This window comes from Neptuniibacter sp. QD34_54, assembly GCF_047778055.1.
Taxonomy (GTDB): Bacteria; Pseudomonadota; Gammaproteobacteria; order Pseudomonadales; family Balneatricaceae; genus Neptuniibacter.
In genome coordinates, this window is sequence record NZ_CP180546.1 from 3,027,804 (window position 1) to 3,051,591 (window position 23,788).

Genomic DNA, 23,788 nt, shown 5'->3' on the forward strand with positions numbered 1-23,788 from the left:
TTAAAATTAGGACGTCAATCTGTGCTGGAGGCCATATGCGCATTCCCTACCCTGAAATACACCCATATAACGAATTTCAGCTAAAGGTTTCTGATACCCACAGCCTTTACGTAGAGGAAAGTGGCAATCCTCGAGGGATTCCAGCAATATTCATTCATGGCGGCCCCGGTGGCGGAACCGCACCAGCACATCGAAGTTTTTTTGATCCCGAAAAATATCGAATTATTCTGTTTGATCAACGTGGCTGCGGTAAATCCACACCTCATTCAGATCTCACAAACAATACGACCACTGATCTAATAGCAGACTTGGAAGCAATCAGAAAACACTTGAATGTGGATAAATGGTTACTATTCGGTGGTTCGTGGGGATCTACACTTAGCCTTCTCTACGCTCAAGCTCACCCAGATCGCGTATCCGGCATGATTCTTAGAGGTATTTTTCTTTGTCGAGATCAGGATATCCAGTGGTTTTATCAGCGTGGTGCGAGCGCTATTTTTCCCGACTATTGGAAAGAGTACGAGCAGGTCATTCCTAGGACTGAACGTGAGGACATGCTCAAAGCCTACTACAAGCGCTTAACCTCATCGAATGAGATTGCACGTATGTCTGCAGCAAAAGCATGGTCTATTTGGGAAGGTCGCTGTTCCACTCTAGACCCAAACAACGATATCGTTGATCATTTTGCAGACCCTCACGTAGCACTTGCGATGGCGAGAATAGAAGCTCATTTCTTTATAAATAAAGCTTTTATAGAGCCTAACCAAATCATTGATAATTGCTCAAAAATAGAAGAAATCAAAACAGTGATCGTACATGGCCGCTACGACATGGTTTGTCCAATAGAACAAGCTCAAGCCCTCTATGACGCTTTACCAGAATCAGAGTTTCACATCGTACGAGATGCAGGCCACTCAGCTTTTGAGCCAGGTATTACTGACAATCTAATTCGTGCAACAGATAACTTCGCCATCTCATTAGCATAATGACATACAGACACAAGAAAAACAGGATATGAAAGCACTAATCCAACGAGTCAAATCTGCAAGCGTTGAAGTGAACGCTGAAACCGTGGGCAAGATCAACCAAGGCATTCTATTACTTCTTGGTGTAGAAAAAGACGACACCGAAGCGGATGCCAACAAACTACTGAAGAAAATACTTGGCTATCGCATCTTTGCTGATGCAGAAGGAAAAATGAATCTCAACCTACAACAGATCAATGGTGGACTACTCGTAGTCTCTCAATTCACGATTGTTGCAGACACAAAAAAAGGGCTACGCCCAAGCTTCTCTTCGGGCGCATCACCAGAGCATAGTGAAAAACTATATAACTACTTTGTAAAGCAAGCTAAACAACAGCACACAGAGGTTGAAACCGGTATTTTTGCTGCCAATATGGCCGTCTCATTAACCAATGATGGACCAGTTACCTTTTGGCTCGAAAGCTAAATTTACAGGGCCTATCAAACCTCAGATGAGAGCTGATAGGTCTTTAATCTCTTCTTCTCTTCTGCCTCATCATCAAGCGGTCGATTTAATCTCGCCGCCCGATAATGGCTATTAAAAACTGAAAAATAATCTGACATTATTTCAGCACCTTTTTGATCCCCGGCCAGCTTTAACATCTCCGCAGCTACTTCAGCCGTGCACAATTGACCAGCAACAGGAGCCTTTCTCAACTTATATTGAGAGGTAGAAGTTACCCGAGGTTGGATAACGGGGAGGTGATCTAAATAACGACTATGCCTGAACATACGCCTAGCTTGTCGCCAAGTACCATCAAGTATAATAAAAACAGGCTTTTTCCCAGGCTTTAGCTCAAAATCAACCATCCTCTCCTGATAGTCATCACCCTCGGGAAACACAATATAAGGATCTATATCCTGATGATTAATTGCCTCAAGCAGCTGCTGACTAGGCTCTGTCCTAGACCATTTAAATCGCTGTGTCCCAGCAATACAGTCCTCAATCAATCGCCCAGTATTCGTAGGCTTGAATGTTTCATCATGATGCATAAGTAAGTAAAAGCTAGCTAAAGCATCGTACTGAAGTTTGTACTCACAAATACAAGCGCGAATAGACAATAGGCACGACTCACAACGCTCTGTTTTAGAGCCTCGCGCAATGAAAGGTTTAGCTTCAATCATTGTAATGTTTGAGGTTGATTAGAAGATTGGAATAGCTCCGCAGCAACACCCCAGTCTAAACCGACAGCACCACGATGTAAGAGATGAAATATCTGATGAAGCTCTTGATAACTTAGGACACTAGCCGCGATAGGCTCATCACCCCCTGAAAAAAATAGAAGCTTATATTGGCCTTCATGATGACTGATATCCAAACGACTTAGTAGCACCGCACTTTCAGCCATAACTTGAGCACTTTCACGCTGAACCTGAAGTGCTTGTTGAGCATCTTGATGATGAAACTGTGCCATATGCATCTTTTGCTGAACCGGCGCATCTGCTATTTCAGTGACAGTCTTTTCTAGCAAGCCTTGAACAGCATCAAGCAAACGCAGAACTAATTTACGAGTGAGCCAAAAATCAATTCTCTGCTGACCATTACTCAGATTACCGACAAGAAGAATTCTATCTTCCAGTTGATCATAATTAAAAGTAAAAGCAGCAATATTTAACATCTGATACCTCATTTAGCTGGTGAAACTAAAAGTAATCACAAAGTATGTTAGCCAGATAATTAGTCTAAGCTAAGCTTTTGAATACAATTAAAAATTGTCAGCTATCATTGAATAAAGTAACTTGTATTTTAACAACTATTTGAGAAAGACTGTATGCCTCCTGTTTCTGAACAATCAACAAGTTATCTGATCCCTGCTCGTCCAGAGGTACTTATCAGTATTACCGAGGCCCTAAGACAGTCAGACCCTGATATAAAAGGGATCTGTAATTTAATTAAACAGGATGTCGCTTTATATAGCTCAGTTATCGCAACGGTTAACTCAGCATATTTTGGAATACGAACCGAGATATCTTCTGTTGAGCGTGCAGTTGCACTTTTGGGCATCAAGCGTGTATTCAATATTGTACAACTAGCAGCATTGAAAAATAGCCTGTCCGCCGTCGGCCCCATGGAAAGATTCTGGGATACAGCAACAGAAGTAGCTCGTATTACTGCCGCTTTAGCAAATCAGTTTACCAACCTAGATCCTGACGAAACCTACACACTCGGCATGCTACACGACAGTGGTATTCCTCTATTAATGCAGGCCAAACCAGAATTTAAAGACAAACTCAGAGAACTCAATGGAGCAAGCCTCACTGAGATAAATGAGCAAGAACTCGCCCTATATGGCGTTAGTCATTATCAGTTAAGTGCTGAGTTGGCTAGAAAATGGAATATAGGCGAATCAACTGCAGAAGCCATCAGCAGACAGCCTTATTACGAACAAACCTTTCAAGAACCCGCTGATGAGAAAGAAGAGATGCGCTTAAAATTATGCATGCTTCTTTTAGCACGAGATATCAGCGATGCTTACCGCCACTTCTGGCGCATACCTGATCCAAAAGAAGATCCAGTCAAGATTATGCCTATCTTAAATTTCCTTGGGATTAGCGATTTTGATTACGCAGACCTTAAAGAAGATATATTAAATACCCTTAGCCTACAGCAATAAAGGACAGCTAAGGACAGCTAAAGACAGCTAAGGACAGCTAAGGACAGCTAAGGACAGCTAAGGACAGCTAAGGACAGCTAAGGACAGCATTCAGTTTAATATTAGGTTTAATTAAGACAACTCATCCTGACGGGCTTATCTGCTTTTACCCGTTTTTATCCGCTCTAAGCAGCGCCTATCCGCTCTTAACCGTATTTTATAACCCACAACGAAAAAACCCCGATCACATCGTGACCGGGGTTTTCTCTTAATTAAATGCTTGGCGATGACCTACTCTCACATGGGGAAGCCCCACACTACCATCGGCGATGTTGCGTTTCACGTCTGAGTTCGGGATGGATTCAGGTGGTTCCACAACTCTATGGTCGCCAAGCAAAACTGTTACAACTTAGATCTGATTCTTCTTTTATTTGATCTAGATAGTTTATCGACTGTAGCTTAACTACGCGCTAATTCGTTACTCTCTATCGTCTTACGTATCTTACAAGTCACTTGCCAAACGCCTTGGGCGTTATATGGTCAAGCCTCACGGGCAATTAGTATTGGTTAGCTCAACGCCTCACAGCGCTTCCACACCCAACCTATCAACGTCGTAGTCTTCAACGGCCCTTTAGGGGAATCAAGTTCCCAGTGAGATCTCATCTTGAAGGAGGCTTCCCGCTTAGATGCTTTCAGCGGTTATCCCGTCCGAACGTAGCTACCCGGCAATGCAATTGGCATCACAACCGGTACACCAGAGGTTCGTTCACTCCGGTCCTCTCGTACTAGGAGCAACTCTTCTCAAATCTCAAACGCCCACGGCAGATAGGGACCGAACTGTCTCACGACGTTCTAAACCCAGCTCGCGTACCACTTTAAATGGCGAACAGCCATACCCTTGGGACCGGCTTCAGCCCCAGGATGTGATGAGCCGACATCGAGGTGCCAAACACCGCCGTCGATGTGAACTCTTGGGCGGTATCAGCCTGTTATCCCCGGAGTACCTTTTATCCGTTGAGCGATGGCCCTTCCATACAGAACCACCGGATCACTAGAACCTACTTTCGTACCTGCTCGACGTGTCTGTCTCGCAGTCAAGCACCCTTCTACTCTTGCGCTCATTGCATGATTTCCGACCATGCTGAGGGTACCTTCGTGCTCCTCCGTTACTCTTTGGGAGGAGACCGCCCCAGTCAAACTACCCACCACACAATGTCCCCGATCCCGCTTAGGGAACTGGGTTAGAACCTCAACATTACCAGGCTGGTATTTCAAAGGTGGCTCCACCCTATCTGGCGACAGGGTTTCAAAGCCTCCCAGCTATTCTACACAAGTAATGTCAAAGTCCACTGTGAAGCTGTAGTAAAGGTTCACGGGGTCTTTCCGTCTAGCCGCGGGTAAACTGCATCTTAACAGCTATTTCAATTTCACTGAGTCTCGGGTGGAGACAGTGTGGCCATCGTTACGCCATTCGTGCAGGTCGGAACTTACCCGACAAGGAATTTCGCTACCTTAGGACCGTTATAGTTACGGCCGCCGTTTACCGGGGCTTCGATCAAGAGCTTCGCGCAAGCGCTAACCCCATCAATTAACCTTCCGGCACCGGGCAGGCGTCACACCCTATACGTCCTCTTTCGAGTTTGCAGAGTGCTATGTTTTTAATAAACAGTCGCAGCCACCTGGTATCTTCGACCGGCCTCAGCTTAGGGAGTAAATCCCATCACCAAAACCGGCGCACCTTCTCCCGAAGTTACGGTGCCATTTTGCCTAGTTCCTTCACCCGAGTTTTCTCATACGCCTTAGTATTCTCTACCTGACCACCTGTGTCGGTTTAGGGTACGGTTAGTCATAACCTGAAGCTTAGAGGATTTTCCTGGAAGCATGGCATCAACTACTTCAGTCCATAAAGGACCTCGTCATCGATTCTCGGTCTTAAAAGAGCCCGGATTTACCTAAGCTCTAAACCTACTATCTTAAACGCGGACAACCAACGCCGCGCTAGCCTAGCCTTCTCCGTCCCCCCATCGCAGTTATGAGCAGTACAGGAATATTAACCTGTTTCCCATCGGATACGCTCTTCAGCCTCTCCTTAGGGGCCGACTCACCCTACCTCGAATAGCGTTGGATAGGAACCCTTGGTCTTCCGGCGGGGAGGGTTTTCACCTCCCTTATCGTTACTCATGTCAGCATTCGCACTTCTGATACCTCCACGGTGCCTTACAGCTTCCGCTTCAACAGCTTACAGAACGCTCCTCTACCATGCACAAAGTGCATCCGTAGCTTCGGTGTTATGCTTAGCCCCGTTATATCTTCCGCGCGGGCCGACTCGACTAGTGAGCTATTACGCTTTCTTTAAAGGGTGGCTGCTTCTAAGCCAACCTCCTAGCTGTCTAAGCCTTCCCACATCGTTTCCCACTTAGCATAAACTTTGGGACCTTAGCTGACGGTCTGGGTTGTTTCCCTTTCCACGACGGACGTTAGCACCCGCCGTGTGTCTCCCGTGATTGAACTCATGGGTATTCGGAGTTTGCATCGGGTTGGTAAGTCGGGATGACCCCCTAGCCGAAACAGTGCTCTACCCCCATGGTTAGACACGAGGCACTACCTAAATAGTTTTCGAGGAGAACCAGCTATCTCCGAGTTTGATTAGCCTTTCACTCCTATCCACAAGTCATCCGCTGGCTTTTCAACGACAGTCGGTTCGGTCCTCCAATGCATGTTACTGCATCTTCAACCTGCCCATGGATAGATCACTCGGTTTCGGGTCTACTCCTAGCGACTGGACGCCCTATTAAGACTCGGTTTCCCTACGGCTCCGCAAATGCTTAACCTTGCCACTAAAAGTAAGTCGCTGACCCATTATACAAAAGGTACGCAGTCACCGTCCGAAAACGGCTCCCACTGCTTGTACGTACACGGTTTCAGGGTCTATTTCACTCCCCTCACAGGGGTTCTTTTCGCCTTTCCCTCACGGTACTGGTTCACTATCGGTCAGTCAGGAGTATTTAGCCTTGGAGGATGGTCCCCCCATATTCAGACAGCGTTTCACGTGTGCCGTCCTACTCGATTTCACTTTAAAAGACCTTTCACATACGGGGCTATCACCCACTATGGCCACACTTTCCAGAGTGTTCTGTTAAATCTAATAAAGCTTAAGGGCTAGTCCCCGTTCGCTCGCCGCTACTTAGGGAATCTCGGTTGATTTCTTTTCCTCTGGGTACTTAGATGTTTCAGTTCCCCAGGTTCGCCTCTAATAACCTATGTATTCAGTTAAAAGATACCTATAAATAGGTGGGTTTCCCCATTCGGAAATGTCCGGATCAAAGGTTGTTTACCACCTCCCCGAACCTTATCGCAGGTTACAACGTCCTTCATCGCCTCTGACTGCCAAGGCATCCACCGTGCACGCTTAGTCACTTGACCATATAACCCGAAGGCGTCTGGAATCACAGTAACTTGTATTGCTAGTAACGATAGATTTCGCCGAATTGGCGCATGCAGTAAAACTACATGTCTTAAATCTAAATCAAATGAATCAAATCCAAATTGTTAAAGAGCGTTTAAAGCAAAAAAGCTTTAAAAGATAATGTCTAAACCGACAATATGTTTTAAAACTCTTCCTTCTCATCCTCAAGGATGATGGTGGAGCTATGCGGGATCGAACCGCAGACCTCCTGCGTGCAAAGCAGGCGCTCTCCCAGCTGAGCTATAGCCCCAAGAAAAACAGTAAGGCTATTGATTGGTAGGCCTGAGTGGACTTGAACCACCGACCTCACCCTTATCAGGGGTGCGCTCTAACCAGCTGAGCTACAAGCCTACACCGTTGCTCTTAACTTCTCTGATCAGATAATTCGTGTGAACGCTTGCCGAGAATCGGCTTTCGTTTAAGGAGGTGATCCAGCCCCAGGTTCCCCTAGGGCTACCTTGTTACGACTTCACCCCAGTCATGAACCACACCGTGGTAACCGCCCTCCCGAAGGTTAAGCTAGCTACTTCTGGTGCAATCCACTCCCATGGTGTGACGGGCGGTGTGTACAAGGCCCGGGAACGTATTCACCGCGACATTCTGATTCGCGATTACTAGCGATTCCGACTTCATGGAGTCGAGTTGCAGACTCCAATCCGGACTACGACCGGTTTTCTGAGATTAGCTTACCCTCGCAGGTTCGCGGCCCTCTGTACCGGCCATTGTAGCACGTGTGTAGCCCAACTCGTAAGGGCCATGATGACTTGACGTCGTCCCCACCTTCCTCCGGTTTGTCACCGGCAGTCTCCTTAGAGTTCCCACCCGAAGTGCTGGCAAATAAGGACAAGGGTTGCGCTCGTTACGGGACTTAACCCAACATTTCACAACACGAGCTGACGACAGCCATGCAGCACCTGTCTCAGAGTTCCCGAAGGCACGAAACTATCTCTAGTAACTTCTCTGGATGTCAAGAGTTGGTAAGGTTCTTCGCGTTGCGTCGAATTAAACCACATGCTCCACCGCTTGTGCGGGCCCCCGTCAATTCATTTGAGTTTTAACCTTGCGGCCGTACTCCCCAGGCGGTCTACTTATCGCGTTAGCTGCGCCACTAAAAGATCAAGTCTCCCAACGGCTAGTAGACATCGTTTACGGCGTGGACTACCAGGGTATCTAATCCTGTTTGCTCCCCACGCTTTCGCACCTCAGTGTCAATATCGGTCCAGGTAGTCGCCTTCGCCACTGGTGTTCCTTCCTATATCTACGCATTTCACCGCTACACAGGAAATTCCACTACCCTCTACCGTATTCTAGATTGGCAGTATCAGGTGCAGTTCCAAGGTTGAGCCCTGGGCTTTCACATCTGACTGACCAATCCACCTACGCGCGCTTTACGCCCAGTAATTCCGATTAACGCTCGCACCCTCCGTATTACCGCGGCTGCTGGCACGGAGTTAGCCGGTGCTTCTTCTGCAGTTAACGTCACAGCTAGCAGGTATTAACTACTAACCTTTCCTCACTGCTGAAAGTGCTTTACAACCCTAGGGCCTTCTTCACACACGCGGCATGGCTGCATCAGGCTTGCGCCCATTGTGCAATATTCCCCACTGCTGCCTCCCGTAGGAGTCTGGACCGTGTCTCAGTTCCAGTGTGGCTGATCATCCTCTCAGACCAGCTAGAGATCGTCGCCTTGGTGAGCCATTACCTCACCAACTAGCTAATCTCACGCAGGCTCATCCAATAGTGCAAGGTCCGAAGATCCCCTGCTTTCCCCTTAGGGCGTATGCGGTATTAGACCAAATTTCTCTGGCTTATCCCCCGCTACTGGGTAGATTCCTACGCGTTACTCACCCGTCCGCCACTCGTCATCAACTAGCAAGCTAGTCATGTTACCGTTCGACTTGCATGTGTTAGGCCTGCCGCCAGCGTTCAATCTGAGCCATGATCAAACTCTTCAGTTTAAATCATTTGTGTTACCAGGAATGTGGTAACGGGCTCTAGTACTAAACAACCGGATAACATTCTTAAGAACGTTAAACCTTTGTAAATCGCTTTAAATGAATTCACTTGGTTGCTTGTCTAGAAAAAGTTTGCTTCTTCTCAACAAGCGCCCACACGAATTATCTGATCAAATTGTTAAAGAGCGTTGCTTTCTTGACTCTCCGCTGAATCAGCGTTTCATCTCAAGCGAGGCGCATATTCTACTTTGCGCTCATTCAAAGTCAACCGTTTATTTTGCAATTTCGTAAAAAGTTTTTACTCAGCAACCGGACTTTGAATCCTACTCCGCAAGCAATCTTAAAAACCAATGTTTTCAATCACTTGCCAAGCACCTCACTCAGCTCTGCAGCCCCTTAAAAAGCGGCCTCCCTAAGCAAGGACGGCGAATTCTACAGACATCTAAAAATGCGTCAACAGCTAATCTACAAAAAACTGAAAAAAGTTGTAAAAAACTTGCAAAACACCACCAATCGATCAAGGACTATCCCACGGCGTATTAATACTAGTTAATAGATACAAAAAAGACGCTATTGATTACTTCAGCGCCTTTATAGATTATATCTTAGTCTGGTGTACTGAAATGCTGGATATCCACCAGTTGTATTTCACCAACATCAATACTCTCGGTAAAAAAGTTAGATGCGACTCGAGCAAATCTTAAAGGATCGTCTGTAACGAGGAATTCTACTTCGCCTTTTCCTGACGATATATTGAGAGATCCCAATTCAGTTAATGTTCTCTCAACTGCTTTTGCAGTAGTTTCAGCAGAATCAACTAGGCTAACCTCTTCACCCATCACCGCAGCTATACTGGATTTTAAAGCTGGAAAATGTGTACAACCTAAAACAAGAGTATCAATCTTAGCTAAGCCTCTATGCTTAAGTGGTTGAAGACACTTATCAACAATCTGCTCAACCAACTCACCTTCATGCCAACCCTCTTCCGCTAAAGCTACAAATAAAGAACAAGCTTCTGCAGACACCGATGCTTCAGGATTTAGTTTAAGAATTGCATTCTGATAGGCTTGATTATTAACTGTACTCTCAGTTGCAATAACACCTATATTGTTATTACGTGTTACTTCACAACCCGCTTCAGCACCTGGACCTACTACACCCATAACAGCCAGCTGCGGAAAGATTACCTGTAAAGGCTCAACAGCAACTGCTGAAGCAGTATTACAAGCAATGACTAATAATTTTATTTTACGTTCTACCAGTGCCGTTGCAGCTTGTTCTGCGTACCGGGTTACTGATGCAGCGCTTTTAGTTCCATAAGGAACCCGCGCGGTATCGCCTAGGTAAAGAAGGTTCTCTGAAGGCAAACGCTCCCTAAGCGCATTTAGTACAGTCAGTCCACCTACACCAGAATCAAACACCCCTATAGGGAGGCTACAAATGTCGCTCATTTTTTGTACTTTGCTTTTTTCTTTTTATTAGCTTTTTTCAACTGCCTTACGTGATCACGGAAACGCTCTTTTTTAGCTAATTGACGACTACTAAGCAGATTTTGCTTTCCTTCAAAGGGGTTTTCACTCGATTTAAATTCAAATCGAATTGGTGTGCCTTTTATACCGAGTACCTGAATAAATTTATTTTCTAAGTACCGTTTGTAAGAACCGGGTAGAGATTTTGTCTGATTACCGTGAATCACAATTACTGGCGGGTTAGAGCCACCCTGGTGCGCATAACGTAATTTAATACGGCGACCTTTAACCATTGGAGGCTGGTGATCAGCTACCACATCTTCTAGTAGTCGAGTCAATTTACTCGTTGACCACTTCGCCATTGCATATTCATATGCTTCATCGACCGAGTCGTACATATTTCCGACATTGCTGCCGTGCAATGCTGATATAAAATGCATTTCCGCAAAATCGGCAAATTCCAGCTTTCTTTCAATTTGTTCTTTTACTTTTGCCTTCTCTTCACCGGTCATGCCATCCCACTTGTTTAGTGCAATGACCATTGAGCGACCACTATCGATGACAAAGCTAAGCATATGCATATCTTGCTCTGTCACACCTTCTCGAGCATCGATCACAAATACAACGACATGCGCATCATTAACTGCTTGCAGTGTCTTAACGATAGAGAACTTTTCTGCCGCTTCTGTAATATTCTTACGACGACGAACACCCGCTGTATCAATTAAGGTGTAGTTTTTCTCATCCCTAATATAAGGAATGTAAACACTGTCGCGCGTTGTACCTGCTTTATCGAATACAACCACACGATCTTCACCTAGCATTCGGTTAACCAAAGTAGATTTACCTACATTTGGGCGACCAACTACAGCGATTTTAATACTCTTATCAACTTCATCCATGGTTTCTTGTGTTTCTTCCTCGACTTCAGGAAGCTCTTCAAGAACCATTTCAATCAATTGAGTTACACCACGGCCATGGGAAGCTGCAATCGGGAATGGCTGACCAAAGCCTAACTCGTAGAAATCAGCGACAACCACATCAGGATTTAGACCATCAGTCTTGTTAACAACAAGGTAGAATGGTTTATTACTGCGACGAAGGTAATTCGCAATCATTTCATCAGCAGGATTAATACCAGCTCGGCCATCTACGATGAATAGCACCACATCCGCTTCTTCCACTGCCTGAAGCGACTGTTTTGCCATTTCATAATCAATACCTTGCTCATCACCGGTAATACCACCGGTATCAACAACAATGTAATCCTGTTCTTCATTTGCCAATCGACCTTCACCGTATTTTCTATCACGGGTTAAACCTGGCAAATCAGCAACCAAGGCATCTCGAGAACGAGTAAGACGATTAAACAAAGTAGACTTGCCGACATTTGGTCGACCAACTAGCGCAATTACCGGTAGCATTTTACTCACCCCTGCTTTAAGTGCAGGCAAAAACAAAAACGGCGGCTATCTGCTCAACAAATAGCCGCCTGAAAATTTATAATCTAATTACTGCAAACTTAGGGCAGCTAATCGACCACCATTAGTCAGCACGTAAAGAACATCATCTTTCACGACCATATCACCATAGACTCCTGATGAGTCTAGTTTATGGCGCGCAATAAAGCGGCCATCAATCTGCGATAGGAAATGTATGTATCCTTGACGATCAGCCACTGCAATTTCAGAGCTGATAGAAACTGGAGCTGTAATATTTCGATATTGGAGTTTTGTCTGACGCCAAACGCTTGCGCTACTAGCTCTATCGAAAGCCTGAACTGAATCGTCCGCCTCACTCACATAGATATTTCCAAAGCCTTCAGCCATTGAGCGGTAACTTGAAACATCTTGCGCCCAAACAATTTGAGCTCTAAATGGATTAATAGCAACTAAACGACCTTGATAACTCGTCACATATAACATGCCATCGACCAACAATGGACGCCCATCAATATCAACCATTCGCTCTAGCTCAGAACGACCTTGTGGAAGAGCAACACGATTTTCCCAAATAGGGATACCTTTTTGGTTATCTAACGCCACAAGCTTACCACTTGCTAGACCTGCAAAAGTTACATCACTAGCAACGATTGGCGTACTAGTTCCACGTAGAGTCAATCGTGGTACTTGGCTATCATATACCCAGCGCTGGTCACCGGTACTCGCCTCAAAAGCCACAATTTTGCCGTTGATCAGCTGAACTACAGCCAGCTCAGCATTAAACTGAGTTGCAGACGTAGCTTCCGAACTAACCTTTCCACGCCAAAGCTCACTACCATTGTCTGCAGCAAGAACAATCAACTCGCCCTCTTCAGTAGTAACAGCAACTTTACCGTATCCAGCACCAACTCCACCAACAATTGGTAAATCTAACTCAACCGTCCAGCGCTTTTTACCTGTCTCTAGGTCGAAAGCCATAACTGAGCCATCCGCATCGGCTGCAAAAATAGCGTCATGATCGATAGCAGGTTTAAACTGATGGAACTTACCCTTCATTCCAGAGCCGGCAGAAGTCGACCAAAGCACCGATACTTTTTTCTCTGCGTCAAAAGATTCTAATGGCGTCGGTTGAACCTCTTCCCCGTCATCACCCCAGAATCCGCAACCACTTACAACAGCTGCTAATAAACCAACAGCCGTTACACGAACAAGGCTCTTCATTTAGCTATCCTCAGATGCCAAGTCATTAAGTTTCATTTCCAGAATAGGCCGAGAACCTTCTTGACCTGCCGCTGCAACCGCAACTTTGTATGCTGCGCGAGCTTTATCTGCATCACCTTGTTGCAAATACAGATCACCTTTCAGTTCTTCAATTGCAACTTTGTAACCACCCACTGGCACACTAGCAATAAGCGTCAGTGCTTTATCTGCTTCACCTTGAGCAGCAAGAATGCGTGCTTTACGTAAGTTAGCCAAAATAAACATAGATTCCGTTGGCTGGTTTTTAAGCAACCACTCCAACTCCGCTAGTGCTTTTGGTAGCTCATTATTATCTGCAGCTACACGGGCCATTATTAACGCTGCATAATTAGCATATGCCGTGCCTTCATAATCATCTTTTAGCTGCTGGCTCAAGTGAGTCGCGGTAGCTAGTTGAGCTTCATCTTGTTGAGGTCCAACCGCACCTACAACGGCTTCTAAAAGGTTTTGATACAGAATAGATGCATTTTCAGCTTTAGCTGCCTGTTGATCCTGCCAGCCTTTCCATCCCAATACAGCAGCCAATGCTACAGCAACGCCTAAAATTAGGGATTTGCCGTTTTCATTCCACCAGTTTTTTAGTGCCTGGACCTGCTCTTCTTCGGTGCGTAACTCTGCCACCATTAACTCCTGTATCTAATAGACTTTTACGTTCGTATTTTACTAATCAGACTTATCGTAGACCGCTGATCTTATCGACAATTTGTTCTTCATTAAGATCAAATGAAGGCTCTTTGTCATACCAAATTGTGCCAGAAAGTTGCTGATTATCGTTTGCTTTAAGCAACAGAACAATAGGCGCACCCGTTTGCTGTGCTTTTTGGCTGATATTTTTTAAACCACCACAGTGAATACGAACCCTTAAACCTGGGAACTGATCACGTAGCTTATCCGCGAATAATACGATTCGTGATTGAATACCTTTCTCTTCAGCTGCCACATAAAGATCAAAAGGCTGCTTCACACTTTCAGGTATCAGCTCTAAGGTTTCCAGCAATAGAATCAGGCGTTCAACACCCATCGCGAAACCTACAGCGGGTGTTGGGCGCCCACCAAGCTGCTTGACCAAGCCATCATATCGACCACCTGCGCATACTGTTCCTTGAGCACCTAATTTCTCAGTAACCCACTCAAAAACCGTTTTGCAATAGTAATCTAAACCACGCACTAAACGAGGATTAATCTCATAGGCGATACCTGCCTCATCTAACATTGAGGTTAATTCAGCAAAATGGGTTTTCGATTCTTGATCAAGATAATCTGTAAGCACAGGTGCAGCATCAAGTAACGCTTGAGTATTCTGATCTTTACTGTCGAGAATACGAAGTGGATTAGAATCAAGACGACGCAAACTATCTTCGTCCAACTGATCCTTTCTTTCTTCTAAATATTCAACAAGTGCAGCCTTATAATCCGCTCTTGCTTCGTTACTACCTAGCGAATTTAATTGCAGCGTTACCGAATCGAGAAGACCTAAACGTTTCCATAAACGAGCACTTAGCATGATCACTTCAGCATCTATATCAGATGACGCCATACCAAAGGTCTCTACGCCAATTTGATGAAATTGACGATAACGGCCTTTCTGCGGGCGCTCATAACGGAACATTGGTCCTTGATACCAAAAGCGCTGCATCTGATTGAACAACAAGCCATGCTCTTCTGCTGCACGGACACAACTTGCAGTACCTTCTGGGCGCAAAGTTAAGCTTTCGCCATTTCGATCATCAAAGGTATACATCTCTTTTTCTACGATATCAGTCACTTCTCCGATAGAGCGTTTAAAAAGATTTGTTTGTTCAACCACAGGCATACGAATTTCACTATATCCGTATGCTGATAAAACATCTTTAACTGTCTTTTCTAGGTACTGCCATACTGGCGTTTGTTCAGGCAGGATGTCGTTCATCCCGCGAATGGCTTTAATCTTGGCCAAAACGAAAACCTTAATTCAAAATTATTCTGCTACCGGAAGGGTCAAGCGGACAATATTCTTACGTGTGTGTGGATCTAGATTAAGTTCTTTACCGTTATAGCTAACACTAGATACAGCATCTGCAGCCCCAATCAAAACATTCAACGGGGGCTTACCAGTCACATTAAGACTTTGCCCTTTGCCTCTTAAGTTATTAAACAAAGTCTTACCATTGGCATCTTTGATAGACACCCAACACTCTGCGATAAAAGAGGCACTAAAATTGACTTCACTTAGATCCGCCGTAGAAGATACAGGTACAGGTTCTGACTCAGGCTCAGACGCCGCATCAACTTCTTCTGTAGTTTGAGCTTCATTCTGCTCAATCGCAGTTTGTAACTTTTTAATCTCCGCAGCAGTGAGATATTCAGGCTCAGCTTCAGACTGCTCAGCAGTAAGTACCTGCTCCTCTACCGAATCAGATGCTGGCTGATCATCTAACTTTGGCAAAACCAACTGAGCGGTCCCACCATCTAATGCTACGACTGCATCTTCAGTTGAAGTTGGCATAGACTCTATTGGAGCTGAACTATCTTCTGTAGTGGTTAGATCTTGTATTGAACCACCATGCTGAGTCTGCCACCACCATAGAATTAGACCTATAAGCGCGATGACGATAAGCCATGTTGAGATTTTCATCACCGGATGATTCATCTCAACTTGTTGACGAACACGACTTACTGGGCGAATTTGACCTTTGCCACCCTCACCATGAATCGTTTCAAATTCAGAAACCAGTTGATCATCATCAAGATGGAGTAGTTTCGCATAAGCACGGATGTAGCCTTTAGCAAAGACAAGGCTAGGCAAGCCTTCTAAGCTGCAAGCTTCCAGTTGACTTATATACTGTGCAGGTAAATTAAGATCTGTGGCAACTTGTTCAATAGTTAAGGATAGATTTTCACGTGCTGTGGTTAAACGCGCGCCCCACTCTTCTGCCAATACTTCGGGCAAACATTCTTGCTGTTCTGTGCTCAACGAGTGGACTCCTTATATTCCTGATACTCTTTTGATTCAGGAAATAAATTTTTCAATATCAAAGCGTATGTAGCTGCACGGGATGCATTACTTTCTTGTCTTGCGAGACGAATACCAACCCAAAGGCTTTTAGCGTAATGCTCAACCCTACGGCTTTCAACAAGCGCTAAGAATTTTTGAAACTGTTTATCTGCTTCAGGGAAGTTTCCTTCAGCAAGCAATATTTCAGATAACTCAACCATAGACACTGGTCTATTAGCTGTAACCTGAAGCGCACGCTGAAAAGCGTGCTTAGCGGCATCTTCGCGATTTAAGTAGCGATAACAACGGCCTAAATTTTCAAATGCTTGGGAACGACGATTGTAAAATGGGTCTTCAGTCGCTCTCGACAGCGCTTGGCACGCTTCTTCATAACGCCCTTTTGCGAATAAAAATGCACCGAAATTATTGTGCATCATTGCTGATGAAGGCTCAAGTGCGGTAGCTCGGCGGAAATATTTTTCTGCCAAAGCATCGTCGCCTTCAATTTGAAAGGCTAAGGCTATGCCATTATGGGCTTCAGCATAACCCGAGTTAATCTCTATCGCCCGTTGAAATGAGGTTTTAGCATTTGAAGTATCACCTGATTGAAGATATTCAAACCCTAAGCGGGAATAAGCCTCATGAGCCTGACTTTTTTCGCTATTTTCTGAGGAGCCTTTAGTTGCACACCCTGCAACGACCAGCACCATAAATAAAGCGAGTACCAGCTTGATTCCTCTCACGCGCTATCCCTCTTATTGCGTATTTTGCGACACCTGCTGTTCTTCTTGGACAACAGGAATGTATTTTTGACTGCGTCTGGTTTTATCTGCTACTTGCCCCACTAACTGACCGCAGGCTGCATCGATCTCATCACCACGCGTACGTCGTACTGTAGTTACAATTCCACCATGAACGATTACTTCTTTAAATGCCAGTATTCTTTCTTCCGATGGACGCTCATAACCAGAATTCGGGAACGGATTAAATGGAATCAAGTTCAGCTTAGAAGGCATCTTACGCAGAATTTTTAATAACTGCTTTGCGTGCTCTGGCTTATCATTCACACCGTTTATCAAAGTATATTCAACAGTGATAACACGCTTATCATTTAAATTTTCAAGATATCGGTTACACGCAGCCACCAATTCTTTGATTGGATAACGGCGGTTAATCGGAACCAAAATATCTCGTAGATCATCATTTGGCGCATGCAGGGAAACAGCCAAAGACACATCTGTTACATCTTTTAACTTATCAATAGCCGGCACAACACCTGCTGTGGATAAAGTTACTCGACGCTTAGAAAGACAATAAGCATTATCTTCCATCATCAATGTCATCGCATCGACAACATTTTCAAAATTCATTAAGGGCTCGCCCATACCCATCATTACAACATTAGACACCACGCGCTGCGAGGTCGTGTTGTAATCGCCATAAGAGCGAATCGCAATCCGAAGCTGCCCGATAATTTCAGCCGCTGTTAGATTACTGTTAAAGCCTTGCTTACCTGTAGAACAGAAGCTGCAATCAAGAGAACACCCCACCTGAGAAGAAACACAGAGTGTCTTCCTTTCACCATCAGGGATTAATACAGCTTCAACACTTGAGCCACCTTCCGTACGAATAACCCACTTACGCGTCCCATCCTTAGAGGTTTTTTCCATAAGCACTTCAGGCTCACGAATCTCAGCAACCTCCGCCAATTTTTGACGTAGGGCTTTGCTGATGTTTGTCATCTCTTCAAAGTCAGAAGCACCAAGCTGATGAATCCATTTCAGTACTTGAGTTGCTCGGAATTTCTTTTCCCCAATTTCCTCAAAGAAAGCTTCCATCTTTGTTGGAGACAAACCGAGTAAATTTACTTTTTTAGTGGATTCAGTCATGGATGACAGGTACTCATATTTTGTAACAAAGGCAGGCCGCCTGTAAAAAGTCTAGATTACAGACAGCCCAAACGGTAATTACTTACCGAAGAAGTATGCGATTTCGCGCTCAGCAGAAGCTGGAGAGTCAGAACCGTGTACAGCGTTAGCGTCGATAGACTGTGCAAAATCACGACGGATAGTGCCTTCAGCTGCTTCTTGTGGGTTAGTTGCACCCATAAGTTCGCGGTTAAGAGCGATTGCATTTTCACCTTCTAGAACCTGAACAACTACAGGGCCAGAAGTCATGAATTCAACTAGATCACCGAAGAATGGACGCTCTTTGTGCTCAGCGTAGAAACCTTCAGCTTCTTCTTTAGAAAGCTGTTTTAGTTGCATTTCAACGATTTTAAGACCGTTAGACTCGAAACGAGAAACGATTTTACCGATTACATTTTTAGCAACCGCATCAGGCTTGATGATAGAGAACGTACGTTCTAGAGCCATTGTTTTAACTCCCAAAATTAAAAATAAAAGAAATATCTAAAAACCAGCACAGCGATACCTAAACACAATCAAGCAAAAGATCATGCATAAACTTAGATAGCTGAAAATAGGCTTTTAGATAGCCCCTCGAAATCAGCGCGCAATTATACGCCACTCTTATGACAGAAGACAGTAGCTAATATTAGCCTCCATAACCAAACAAACCCGGCAAGCCGGGTTTGTTTTAAAGGACTAATGGAATTAATCCATTTCCTCTATCCAAGCCATCTGAATCCCTTCCAGAATTTTCTCGCCGCAACGATCTGGATCATCATCAAATTCTTCTAGATCCATAACTTTCTGGTACAGATCCGGGAAGCTAATTACCATTGGGTCCTGATCTGGATACTTTTCAGATAACTCAATAGCGATATCTAGAACATCTGTCCATCTAAGACTCACAACCAGCTCCTCAGTGTCGCTCTGACACTTGGTTAATTGTGTATTTTGGAATTTCAACAACCAAATCTTCTTCAGCAACTACAGCCTGACAGCTTAAACGTGACTCAGGCTCTAAACCCCAAGCCTTATCAAGCATATCATCTTCAAGCTCATCGGATTCTTCCATAGAATCAAAGCCTTCACGCACAACAACGTGACAGGTAGTACACGCGCATGATTTCTCACACGCATGCTCAATATGGATGCCATTCGCAAGCGCCGCATCGCAAACCGTTACGCCTGGCTCAGCTTCGATCACTTTACCCTCTGGACATAACTCATCGTGTGGCAGAAAAATAATCTGCGGCATTACTCACTCTCCCCAAGTTCATCAACACTATGCCCCTGCAGCGCCTGTTGAATATTATAATCCATACGGCGTGCGGCATATTCATCAGATGCTTTTGATAAAGCAGAGATCCCCTGCTCAATCGCACTTACATCACTACCCTGGCGAATTTCTACCAGAGTTTCTATTTCATTTTGTAACTGAGATCGCTCATCTTCACTCAGTAACTTGCCACCATCCACAGCTAGCGCATCCTTCAAAGATACGATCAATCGATCCGCTTCCACCTGCTGCTCTCTCAATGCACGCGCATCTTTGTCTTCCGCCGCATTGAGATAAGATGATTTAAGCATCTCGGCAATTTCACTGTCACCTAGACCATAAGAAGGTTTTACCTGAATACTACTTTCCACACCCGAGGTTAACTCCTTCGCTTCAACACCGAGCAAACCATCAGCATCAACCTGGAATGTCACGCGAATCTTAGCAGCACCTGCCGCCATCGGAGGGATTCCTCGCAAGACAAAACGCGCAAGCGAGCGACAATCTTGAACTAATTCACGCTCACCTTGGACAACATGAATCGCCATAGCCGTTTGACCATCTTGGTAAGTAGTGAATTCTTGCGCACGCGCGACTGGGATTGAAGTATTCCTGTGAATAACTTTTTCAGTTAGCCCACCCATCGTTTCAAGACCCAACGATAGCGGAATCACATCCAGCAGCAACATATCACTATCTGGCTTATTACCAGCTAGCACATCAGCTTGAATTGAAGCACCGATAGCCACAACACGATCCGGATCGATATTGATATGAGGCTCACGTCCAAAGAATTTCTGAACCTGTTCACGCACTAGCGGTACACGAGTCGAACCACCCACCATGACAACTTCAAGCACTTCATCCGCTGAAACACCAGCATCTTTCAAAGCACGGCGACAAGCACGAGTTGTACGTTTTACTAATGACTCGATCAGAGAATCAAAATCTTCGCGCGTAACAACCAGCTCATGGCACTCAGACCCTAACTCCAACACAACGCTAACTTGAGGCTTATCTGTTAGAAGCTCTTTGGTTTCTTTAGCTTTCTCTGTCAGATAACGAGACGCATGACTATCTATCTGCTCAAGCTGAAGCTGCTCGGCAAACCATTGCGCCAATGCCAAATCAAGATCATCACCACCTAAAGCACTATCACCGCCAGTAGACAATACTTCGAAAACACCTTTATTCAGGCGCAAAATTGAGATATCAAAAGTGCCACCGCCTAGGTCATAGACAGCAATAACACCCTCTTTACCGTCATCTAAACCATAAGCAACTGCAGCTGCAGTCGGCTCATTAAGTAAACGAAGGACTTTGATATTGGCAATTTTAGCTGCATCTTTGGTAGCTTGGCGCTGAGCATCATCAAAGTACGCTGGCACAGTAATAACCGCACCAACCAACTCGCCACCAAGCGCTTCTTCAGCACGTTCAACCAAACTACTTAGGATATCTGCTGAAACCTGAACCGGACTCTTATTACCTGCAGCCGTGCGAATGTATGGCATACCGCCATCTTCAGCCTCAAAGTGATAAGGAGCCTCATCACCTAGCGCTTTAACATCAGCAACTCCACGCCCCATAAGACGCTTTGCTGAAATAATCGTATTGTATGGATCTTCGGATGCATGCGATCGAGCCTCTCGACCTACCTGAGAGTTACCACAAGGCAGATAACGCACAACGGAAGGCAATAAGTGTTCGCCATCAAGATCAGGCAAAGTTACCGCTTCACCACTCTTAACCGATGCCACTAGGGAGTTGGTCGTACCTAAATCAATACCTACTGCCAACTTATGCTGATGTGGAGCTTCACTCTGCCCCGGTTCTGCTATCTGTAATAGCGCCATATATTTACGTCAGCCATCCAACCGATCTTCAAGACGCTCAATCTCGACTATCAGTTTTTCTAAAAATTGCATTTTGCGCACAATGACAGCAGCAGTATCTAACTGTTCTGACTGATAACACTGTGCAAACTGTTCCCGTAACTGTTCCAACGATTCAGTCACATCGTCCTGCAGAGACTCAAGCTCATCAAATGGATCGTCCTGATCTGGAATCTCTTCCAGCTGTTCTCGAAGCTCCATCTGCTGCATCAAAAACATGGGATCAATAGCAGTAGAGGACTCACTAATTGTATCAATGCCCTGTAATGACAGCAGATATTGAGCACGTAGCAAAGGTGAGCGCAATGTAGCAACTGCTTCATTTAGATGCGCCATATACTGAACAGCTAAGCGTTGTTCGCGCTCAGATTTGTGCGCATAGCGATCTGGGTGAAGTGTTTTTTGCAGTTCACGGGATAGATCAGACAAGACTGCCTGATCTACATGAAATGATATCGGCAGGCCGATAAAATCAAAATAATTCTTATTGATATCCATCGTTCTGCCAAGAAGAATTAGACGTTAAAGCTTTCGCCGCAACCACATTCGCTAGAGACATTAGGGTTGTTAAATTTAAACCCTTCATTTAGTCCCTCTTTAACAAAATCCAGCTCAGTACCATCAAGATACAATAGACTCTTTGGATCTATCACAATCTTGACGTCTTGCGGGCCCTTGAAAATTTCATCTTCAGAATTCACTTCATCAACAAATTCAAGAACATAAGCCATACCGGAACAACCTGAAGTACGCACACCCAAGCGAATACCTTCGCCGTGACCACGTTTCTCTAGGTAGCGCGCAACATGATCTGCTGCAGCATCAGTCATGGTAATTGCCATAAACGTCTAGCTCTCCCAACAAATAAGTCGAGTCTTATTTGTCTTGTTTTTCTTTGTAGTCTGCAACAGCAGCTTTGATTGCATCTTCAGCCAATACTGAACAGTGAATTTTCACTGGTGGTAGCGCTAGTTCTTCAGCGATAGCAGTATTTTTAAGCTCAGCCGCCTCTTCAAGAGACATGCCTTTAACCCACTCAGTTACTAGCGAGCTTGATGCAATTGCAGAACCGCAACCGTAAGTTTTGAATTTAGCATCTTCAATAATGCCCTCATCACTTACTTTAATCTGTAGACGCATAACGTCACCACAAGCAGGCGCTCCAACCATGCCTGTACCAACGTTACCATCGTTATCATTCATTTTGCCGACATTACGAGGGTTCTCGTAATGATCAATTACTTTCTCACTATAAGCCATGACGACCTCCAAATAGTCTTAGTGCCAGATCAGTGATGCACCCACTCAACCTTGCTCAGATCGACACCGTCTTTAAACATATCCCACAGAGGTGAGAGCTCACGCAATTTGCTAACTGCATCTTGAATTTGAGCAGCCGCATAATCCACTTCTTCTTCAGTAGTAAAACGACCAAAGGAGAAACGAATTGAACTGTGTGCTAGCTCATCATTCAAACCTAATGCACGTAGTACATAAGAAGGCTCTAAGCTAGCAGATGTACAAGCCGAACCAGATGATACCGCCAGATCTTTCAGCGACATCAATAAAGATTCACCTTCTACAAAAGCAAAACTGATATTCAGGTTACCTGGAACACGCTGCTCTTTAGAACCATTTAGGTAAACCTCTTCCATTTCACCCATACCTGCCAAGAAGCGATCACGCAAAGCGATAATATGCGCTGTGTCTTTCGCCAGTTCTTCTTTACAAATACGAGCGGCCTCACCCATACCGACAATCTGGTGAGTTGGTAGAGTACCCGAACGCATACCACGCTCATGGCCTCCACCATGAATTTGAGCTTCTAGGCGCACACGAGGCTTACGGCGAACAAATAGAGCTCCAACACCCTTAGGACCGTACATCTTGTGTGCAGAGATAGATAACAGATCAACCTTAGCTTTACCTAAATCAATCTCAATCTTGCCCGCACTCTGAGCAGCATCAACGTGGAATATAATGCCTTTAGAACGAGTAAGCTCACCAATCGCTTCGATATCAGTGATCGTGCCTACTTCGTTGTTAACATGCATTAGCGAGATAACGATAGTATCTTCACGAATCGCTTCAGCTACTGCTTGCGGCTCAATTAAACCATCAGAGTTTGGCGTTAGGTAAGTAATTTCGAAACCTTCGCGCTCTAATTGACGGCAAGTATCCAAAACGGCCTTATGCTCAATTTTGGACGTAATGATGTGTTTGCCTTTCTTCTGATAGAAATGTGCAGCACCTTTAATTGCCAAATTGTTTGACTCGGTCGCACCTGAAGTCCAAACAATCTCACGCGGATCAGCATTGATAAGATCAGCGACCTGACGGCGAGCAGATTCAACTGCTTCTTCCGCTTTCCAGCCGAAGAGATGTGAGCGTGAAGCTGGATTACCAAAGTTGCCATCCATTGTAAGGCATTCAGTCATCTTTTCAGCAACCCTAGGATCAACTGGGGTAGTTGCAGAATAATCCAGATAAATCGGTGTTTTCATTCATTCTCTCCAAGCGAG

21 protein-coding genes, 2 tRNA genes and 3 rRNA genes are annotated in these 23,788 nt (G+C 44.9%); 3 read left to right on the top strand and 23 right to left on the bottom strand.

The genetic code is table 11. The features are described 5' to 3' along the window. The first annotated feature begins 35 nt into the window (after positions 1–35). Complete coding sequence (gene pip / locus ACMXYP_RS13740) at positions 36–986, top strand: prolyl aminopeptidase (protein WP_415882205.1); 951 nt, start codon at positions 36–38, stop codon at positions 984–986. A 28-nt stretch (positions 987–1,014) separates the two neighbouring features. Continuing rightward, positions 1,015–1,452: a D-aminoacyl-tRNA deacylase gene (gene dtd, locus ACMXYP_RS13745; RefSeq protein WP_415882206.1), complete on the top strand. Its 438-nt coding sequence runs from the start codon at positions 1,015–1,017 to the stop codon at positions 1,450–1,452. Positions 1,453–1,466: 14 nt separating this feature from the next. Here dtd and ACMXYP_RS13750 read toward each other — a convergent pair whose 3' ends face one another. Together ACMXYP_RS13750 and ACMXYP_RS13755 are read right to left on the bottom strand one after the other, a co-directional pair. Beyond that, a complete protein-coding gene (locus tag ACMXYP_RS13750; protein ID WP_415882207.1) occupies positions 1,467–2,150 on the bottom strand; it encodes a tRNA-uridine aminocarboxypropyltransferase in 684 nt (227 codons plus the stop codon). Beyond that, positions 2,147–2,644: a hypothetical protein gene (locus ACMXYP_RS13755; RefSeq protein WP_415882208.1), complete on the bottom strand. Its 498-nt coding sequence runs from the start codon at positions 2,642–2,644 to the stop codon at positions 2,147–2,149. Before ACMXYP_RS13755 ends, ACMXYP_RS13750 begins: the two co-directional genes overlap by 4 nt. 153 nt (positions 2,645–2,797) lie before the next feature. Between ACMXYP_RS13755 and ACMXYP_RS13760 the strand changes: the two genes are divergently transcribed. Continuing rightward, entirely contained in the window at positions 2,798–3,640 is an 843-nt protein-coding gene (locus tag ACMXYP_RS13760) for an HDOD domain-containing protein (RefSeq protein ID WP_415882209.1), read from the top strand. 257 nt (positions 3,641–3,897) lie between these two features. On the opposite strand, the gene rrf is transcribed toward ACMXYP_RS13760, so the two are convergent. From rrf to ACMXYP_RS13865, 21 genes are all read right to left on the bottom strand, one after another. Next, positions 3,898–4,013: ribosomal RNA gene (gene rrf, locus ACMXYP_RS13765) — 5S ribosomal RNA — on the bottom strand. Between the two features lie 142 nt (positions 4,014–4,155). Further along, positions 4,156–7,042: ribosomal RNA gene (locus ACMXYP_RS13770) — 23S ribosomal RNA — on the bottom strand. Between the two features lie 217 nt (positions 7,043–7,259). Continuing rightward, positions 7,260–7,335 (bottom strand) — tRNA-Ala (locus ACMXYP_RS13775). A gap of 24 nt (positions 7,336–7,359) precedes the next feature. Further along, positions 7,360–7,436: transfer RNA gene (locus ACMXYP_RS13780), tRNA-Ile, on the bottom strand. Positions 7,437–7,504: 68 nt separating this feature from the next. After that, positions 7,505–9,043 (bottom strand): 16S ribosomal RNA (locus ACMXYP_RS13785). Together the 16S, 23S and 5S rRNA genes with 2 tRNA genes alongside form the textbook arrangement of a ribosomal RNA operon. Positions 9,044–9,645: 602 nt before the next feature. After that, positions 9,646–10,491, bottom strand: coding sequence for a glutamate racemase (gene murI / locus ACMXYP_RS13790; RefSeq protein WP_415882210.1), 846 nt, complete (start codon positions 10,489–10,491; stop codon positions 9,646–9,648). After that, the gene (gene der / locus ACMXYP_RS13795) at positions 10,488–11,933 is read right to left on the bottom strand and encodes a ribosome biogenesis GTPase Der (RefSeq protein WP_415882211.1); all 1,446 of its coding nucleotides are present in this window, start codon (positions 11,931–11,933) and stop codon (positions 10,488–10,490) included. The genes murI and der overlap by 4 nt, the downstream gene beginning before the upstream one ends. 87 nt (positions 11,934–12,020) lie before the next feature. After that, positions 12,021–13,172, bottom strand: a complete 1,152-nt coding sequence (gene bamB / locus ACMXYP_RS13800; protein WP_415882212.1) for an outer membrane protein assembly factor BamB — start codon at positions 13,170–13,172, stop codon at positions 12,021–12,023. Continuing rightward, a complete protein-coding gene (locus ACMXYP_RS13805) occupies positions 13,173–13,832 on the bottom strand; it encodes a YfgM family protein (protein ID WP_415882213.1) in 660 nt (219 codons plus the stop codon). It lies immediately after the preceding gene. A gap of 52 nt (positions 13,833–13,884) precedes the next feature. Continuing rightward, on the bottom strand, positions 13,885–15,120 hold the full coding sequence (hisS, locus tag ACMXYP_RS13810; RefSeq protein WP_415884675.1) for a histidine--tRNA ligase: 1,236 nt from the start codon (positions 15,118–15,120) through the stop codon (positions 13,885–13,887). A 48-nt stretch (positions 15,121–15,168) separates the two neighbouring features. Continuing rightward, a complete protein-coding gene (locus ACMXYP_RS13815) occupies positions 15,169–16,164 on the bottom strand; it encodes a RodZ domain-containing protein (protein WP_415882214.1) in 996 nt (331 codons plus the stop codon). After that, on the bottom strand, positions 16,161–16,928 hold the full coding sequence (gene pilW / locus ACMXYP_RS13820; RefSeq protein ID WP_415882215.1) for a type IV pilus biogenesis/stability protein PilW: 768 nt from the start codon (positions 16,926–16,928) through the stop codon (positions 16,161–16,163). Before pilW ends, ACMXYP_RS13815 begins: the two co-directional genes overlap by 4 nt. Before the next feature lie 12 nt (positions 16,929–16,940). Then, a complete protein-coding gene (gene rlmN / locus ACMXYP_RS13825) occupies positions 16,941–18,074 on the bottom strand; it encodes a 23S rRNA (adenine(2503)-C(2))-methyltransferase RlmN (protein ID WP_415882216.1) in 1,134 nt (377 codons plus the stop codon). 78 nt (positions 18,075–18,152) lie between these two features. Continuing rightward, positions 18,153–18,560, bottom strand: a complete 408-nt coding sequence (gene ndk, locus ACMXYP_RS13830) for a nucleoside-diphosphate kinase (RefSeq protein WP_067869919.1) — start codon at positions 18,558–18,560, stop codon at positions 18,153–18,155. A gap of 240 nt (positions 18,561–18,800) precedes the next feature. Further along, positions 18,801–19,001 carry a Fe-S cluster assembly protein IscX gene (gene iscX, locus ACMXYP_RS13835; protein ID WP_415882217.1) on the bottom strand — a complete coding sequence of 67 codons (201 nt, stop codon included), beginning with the start codon at positions 18,999–19,001 and terminating at the stop codon, positions 18,801–18,803. A 10-nt stretch (positions 19,002–19,011) separates the two neighbouring features. After that, on the bottom strand, positions 19,012–19,350 hold the full coding sequence (gene fdx / locus ACMXYP_RS13840) for an ISC system 2Fe-2S type ferredoxin (RefSeq protein ID WP_415882218.1): 339 nt from the start codon (positions 19,348–19,350) through the stop codon (positions 19,012–19,014). Next, positions 19,350–21,227, bottom strand: coding sequence for a Fe-S protein assembly chaperone HscA (gene hscA / locus ACMXYP_RS13845; protein WP_415882219.1), 1,878 nt, complete (start codon positions 21,225–21,227; stop codon positions 19,350–19,352). Before hscA ends, fdx begins: the two co-directional genes overlap by 1 nt. Before the next feature lie 9 nt (positions 21,228–21,236). After that, positions 21,237–21,764: a Fe-S protein assembly co-chaperone HscB gene (gene hscB, locus ACMXYP_RS13850; protein WP_415882220.1), complete on the bottom strand. Its 528-nt coding sequence runs from the start codon at positions 21,762–21,764 to the stop codon at positions 21,237–21,239. 17 nt (positions 21,765–21,781) lie between these two features. Next, positions 21,782–22,108, bottom strand: coding sequence for an iron-sulfur cluster assembly protein IscA (gene iscA / locus ACMXYP_RS13855; RefSeq protein ID WP_415882221.1), 327 nt, complete (start codon positions 22,106–22,108; stop codon positions 21,782–21,784). Between the two features lie 34 nt (positions 22,109–22,142). After that, positions 22,143–22,526 carry a Fe-S cluster assembly scaffold IscU gene (iscU, locus tag ACMXYP_RS13860; protein WP_415882222.1) on the bottom strand — a complete coding sequence of 128 codons (384 nt, stop codon included), beginning with the start codon at positions 22,524–22,526 and terminating at the stop codon, positions 22,143–22,145. A gap of 29 nt (positions 22,527–22,555) precedes the next feature. Next, the gene (locus ACMXYP_RS13865) at positions 22,556–23,770 is read right to left on the bottom strand and encodes an IscS subfamily cysteine desulfurase (protein ID WP_415882223.1); all 1,215 of its coding nucleotides are present in this window, start codon (positions 23,768–23,770) and stop codon (positions 22,556–22,558) included. Positions 23,771–23,788: the final 18 nt, after the last annotated feature.

Coding starts and splice junctions, on each gene's coding strand:
- pip (WP_415882205.1), top strand. CDS start 36: ATGCGCATTCCCTACCCTGAAATACACCCATATAACGAATTTCAGCTA.
- ACMXYP_RS13760 (WP_415882209.1), top strand. CDS start 2,798: ATGCCTCCTGTTTCTGAACAATCAACAAGTTATCTGATCCCTGCTCGT.
- rlmN (WP_415882216.1), bottom strand. CDS start 18,074: ATGACTGAATCCACTAAAAAAGTAAATTTACTCGGTTTGTCTCCAACA.
- ACMXYP_RS13865 (WP_415882223.1), bottom strand. CDS start 23,770: ATGAAAACACCGATTTATCTGGATTATTCTGCAACTACCCCAGTTGAT.
- bamB (WP_415882212.1), bottom strand. CDS start 13,172: ATGAAGAGCCTTGTTCGTGTAACGGCTGTTGGTTTATTAGCAGCTGTT.
- hisS (WP_415884675.1), bottom strand. CDS start 15,120: ATGAACGACATCCTGCCTGAACAAACGCCAGTATGGCAGTACCTAGAA.
- ACMXYP_RS13755 (WP_415882208.1), bottom strand. CDS start 2,644: ATGTTAAATATTGCTGCTTTTACTTTTAATTATGATCAACTGGAAGAT.
- hscA (WP_415882219.1), bottom strand. CDS start 21,227: ATGGCGCTATTACAGATAGCAGAACCGGGGCAGAGTGAAGCTCCACAT.
- fdx (WP_415882218.1), bottom strand. CDS start 19,350: ATGCCGCAGATTATTTTTCTGCCACACGATGAGTTATGTCCAGAGGGT.
- murI (WP_415882210.1), bottom strand. CDS start 10,491: ATGAGCGACATTTGTAGCCTCCCTATAGGGGTGTTTGATTCTGGTGTA.
- dtd (WP_415882206.1), top strand. CDS start 1,015: ATGAAAGCACTAATCCAACGAGTCAAATCTGCAAGCGTTGAAGTGAAC.
- iscU (WP_415882222.1), bottom strand. CDS start 22,526: ATGGCTTATAGTGAGAAAGTAATTGATCATTACGAGAACCCTCGTAAT.
- hscB (WP_415882220.1), bottom strand. CDS start 21,764: ATGGATATCAATAAGAATTATTTTGATTTTATCGGCCTGCCGATATCA.
- ACMXYP_RS13750 (WP_415882207.1), bottom strand. CDS start 2,150: ATGATTGAAGCTAAACCTTTCATTGCGCGAGGCTCTAAAACAGAGCGT.
- iscA (WP_415882221.1), bottom strand. CDS start 22,108: ATGGCAATTACCATGACTGATGCTGCAGCAGATCATGTTGCGCGCTAC.
- ndk (WP_067869919.1), bottom strand. CDS start 18,560: ATGGCTCTAGAACGTACGTTCTCTATCATCAAGCCTGATGCGGTTGCT.
- der (WP_415882211.1), bottom strand. CDS start 11,933: ATGCTACCGGTAATTGCGCTAGTTGGTCGACCAAATGTCGGCAAGTCT.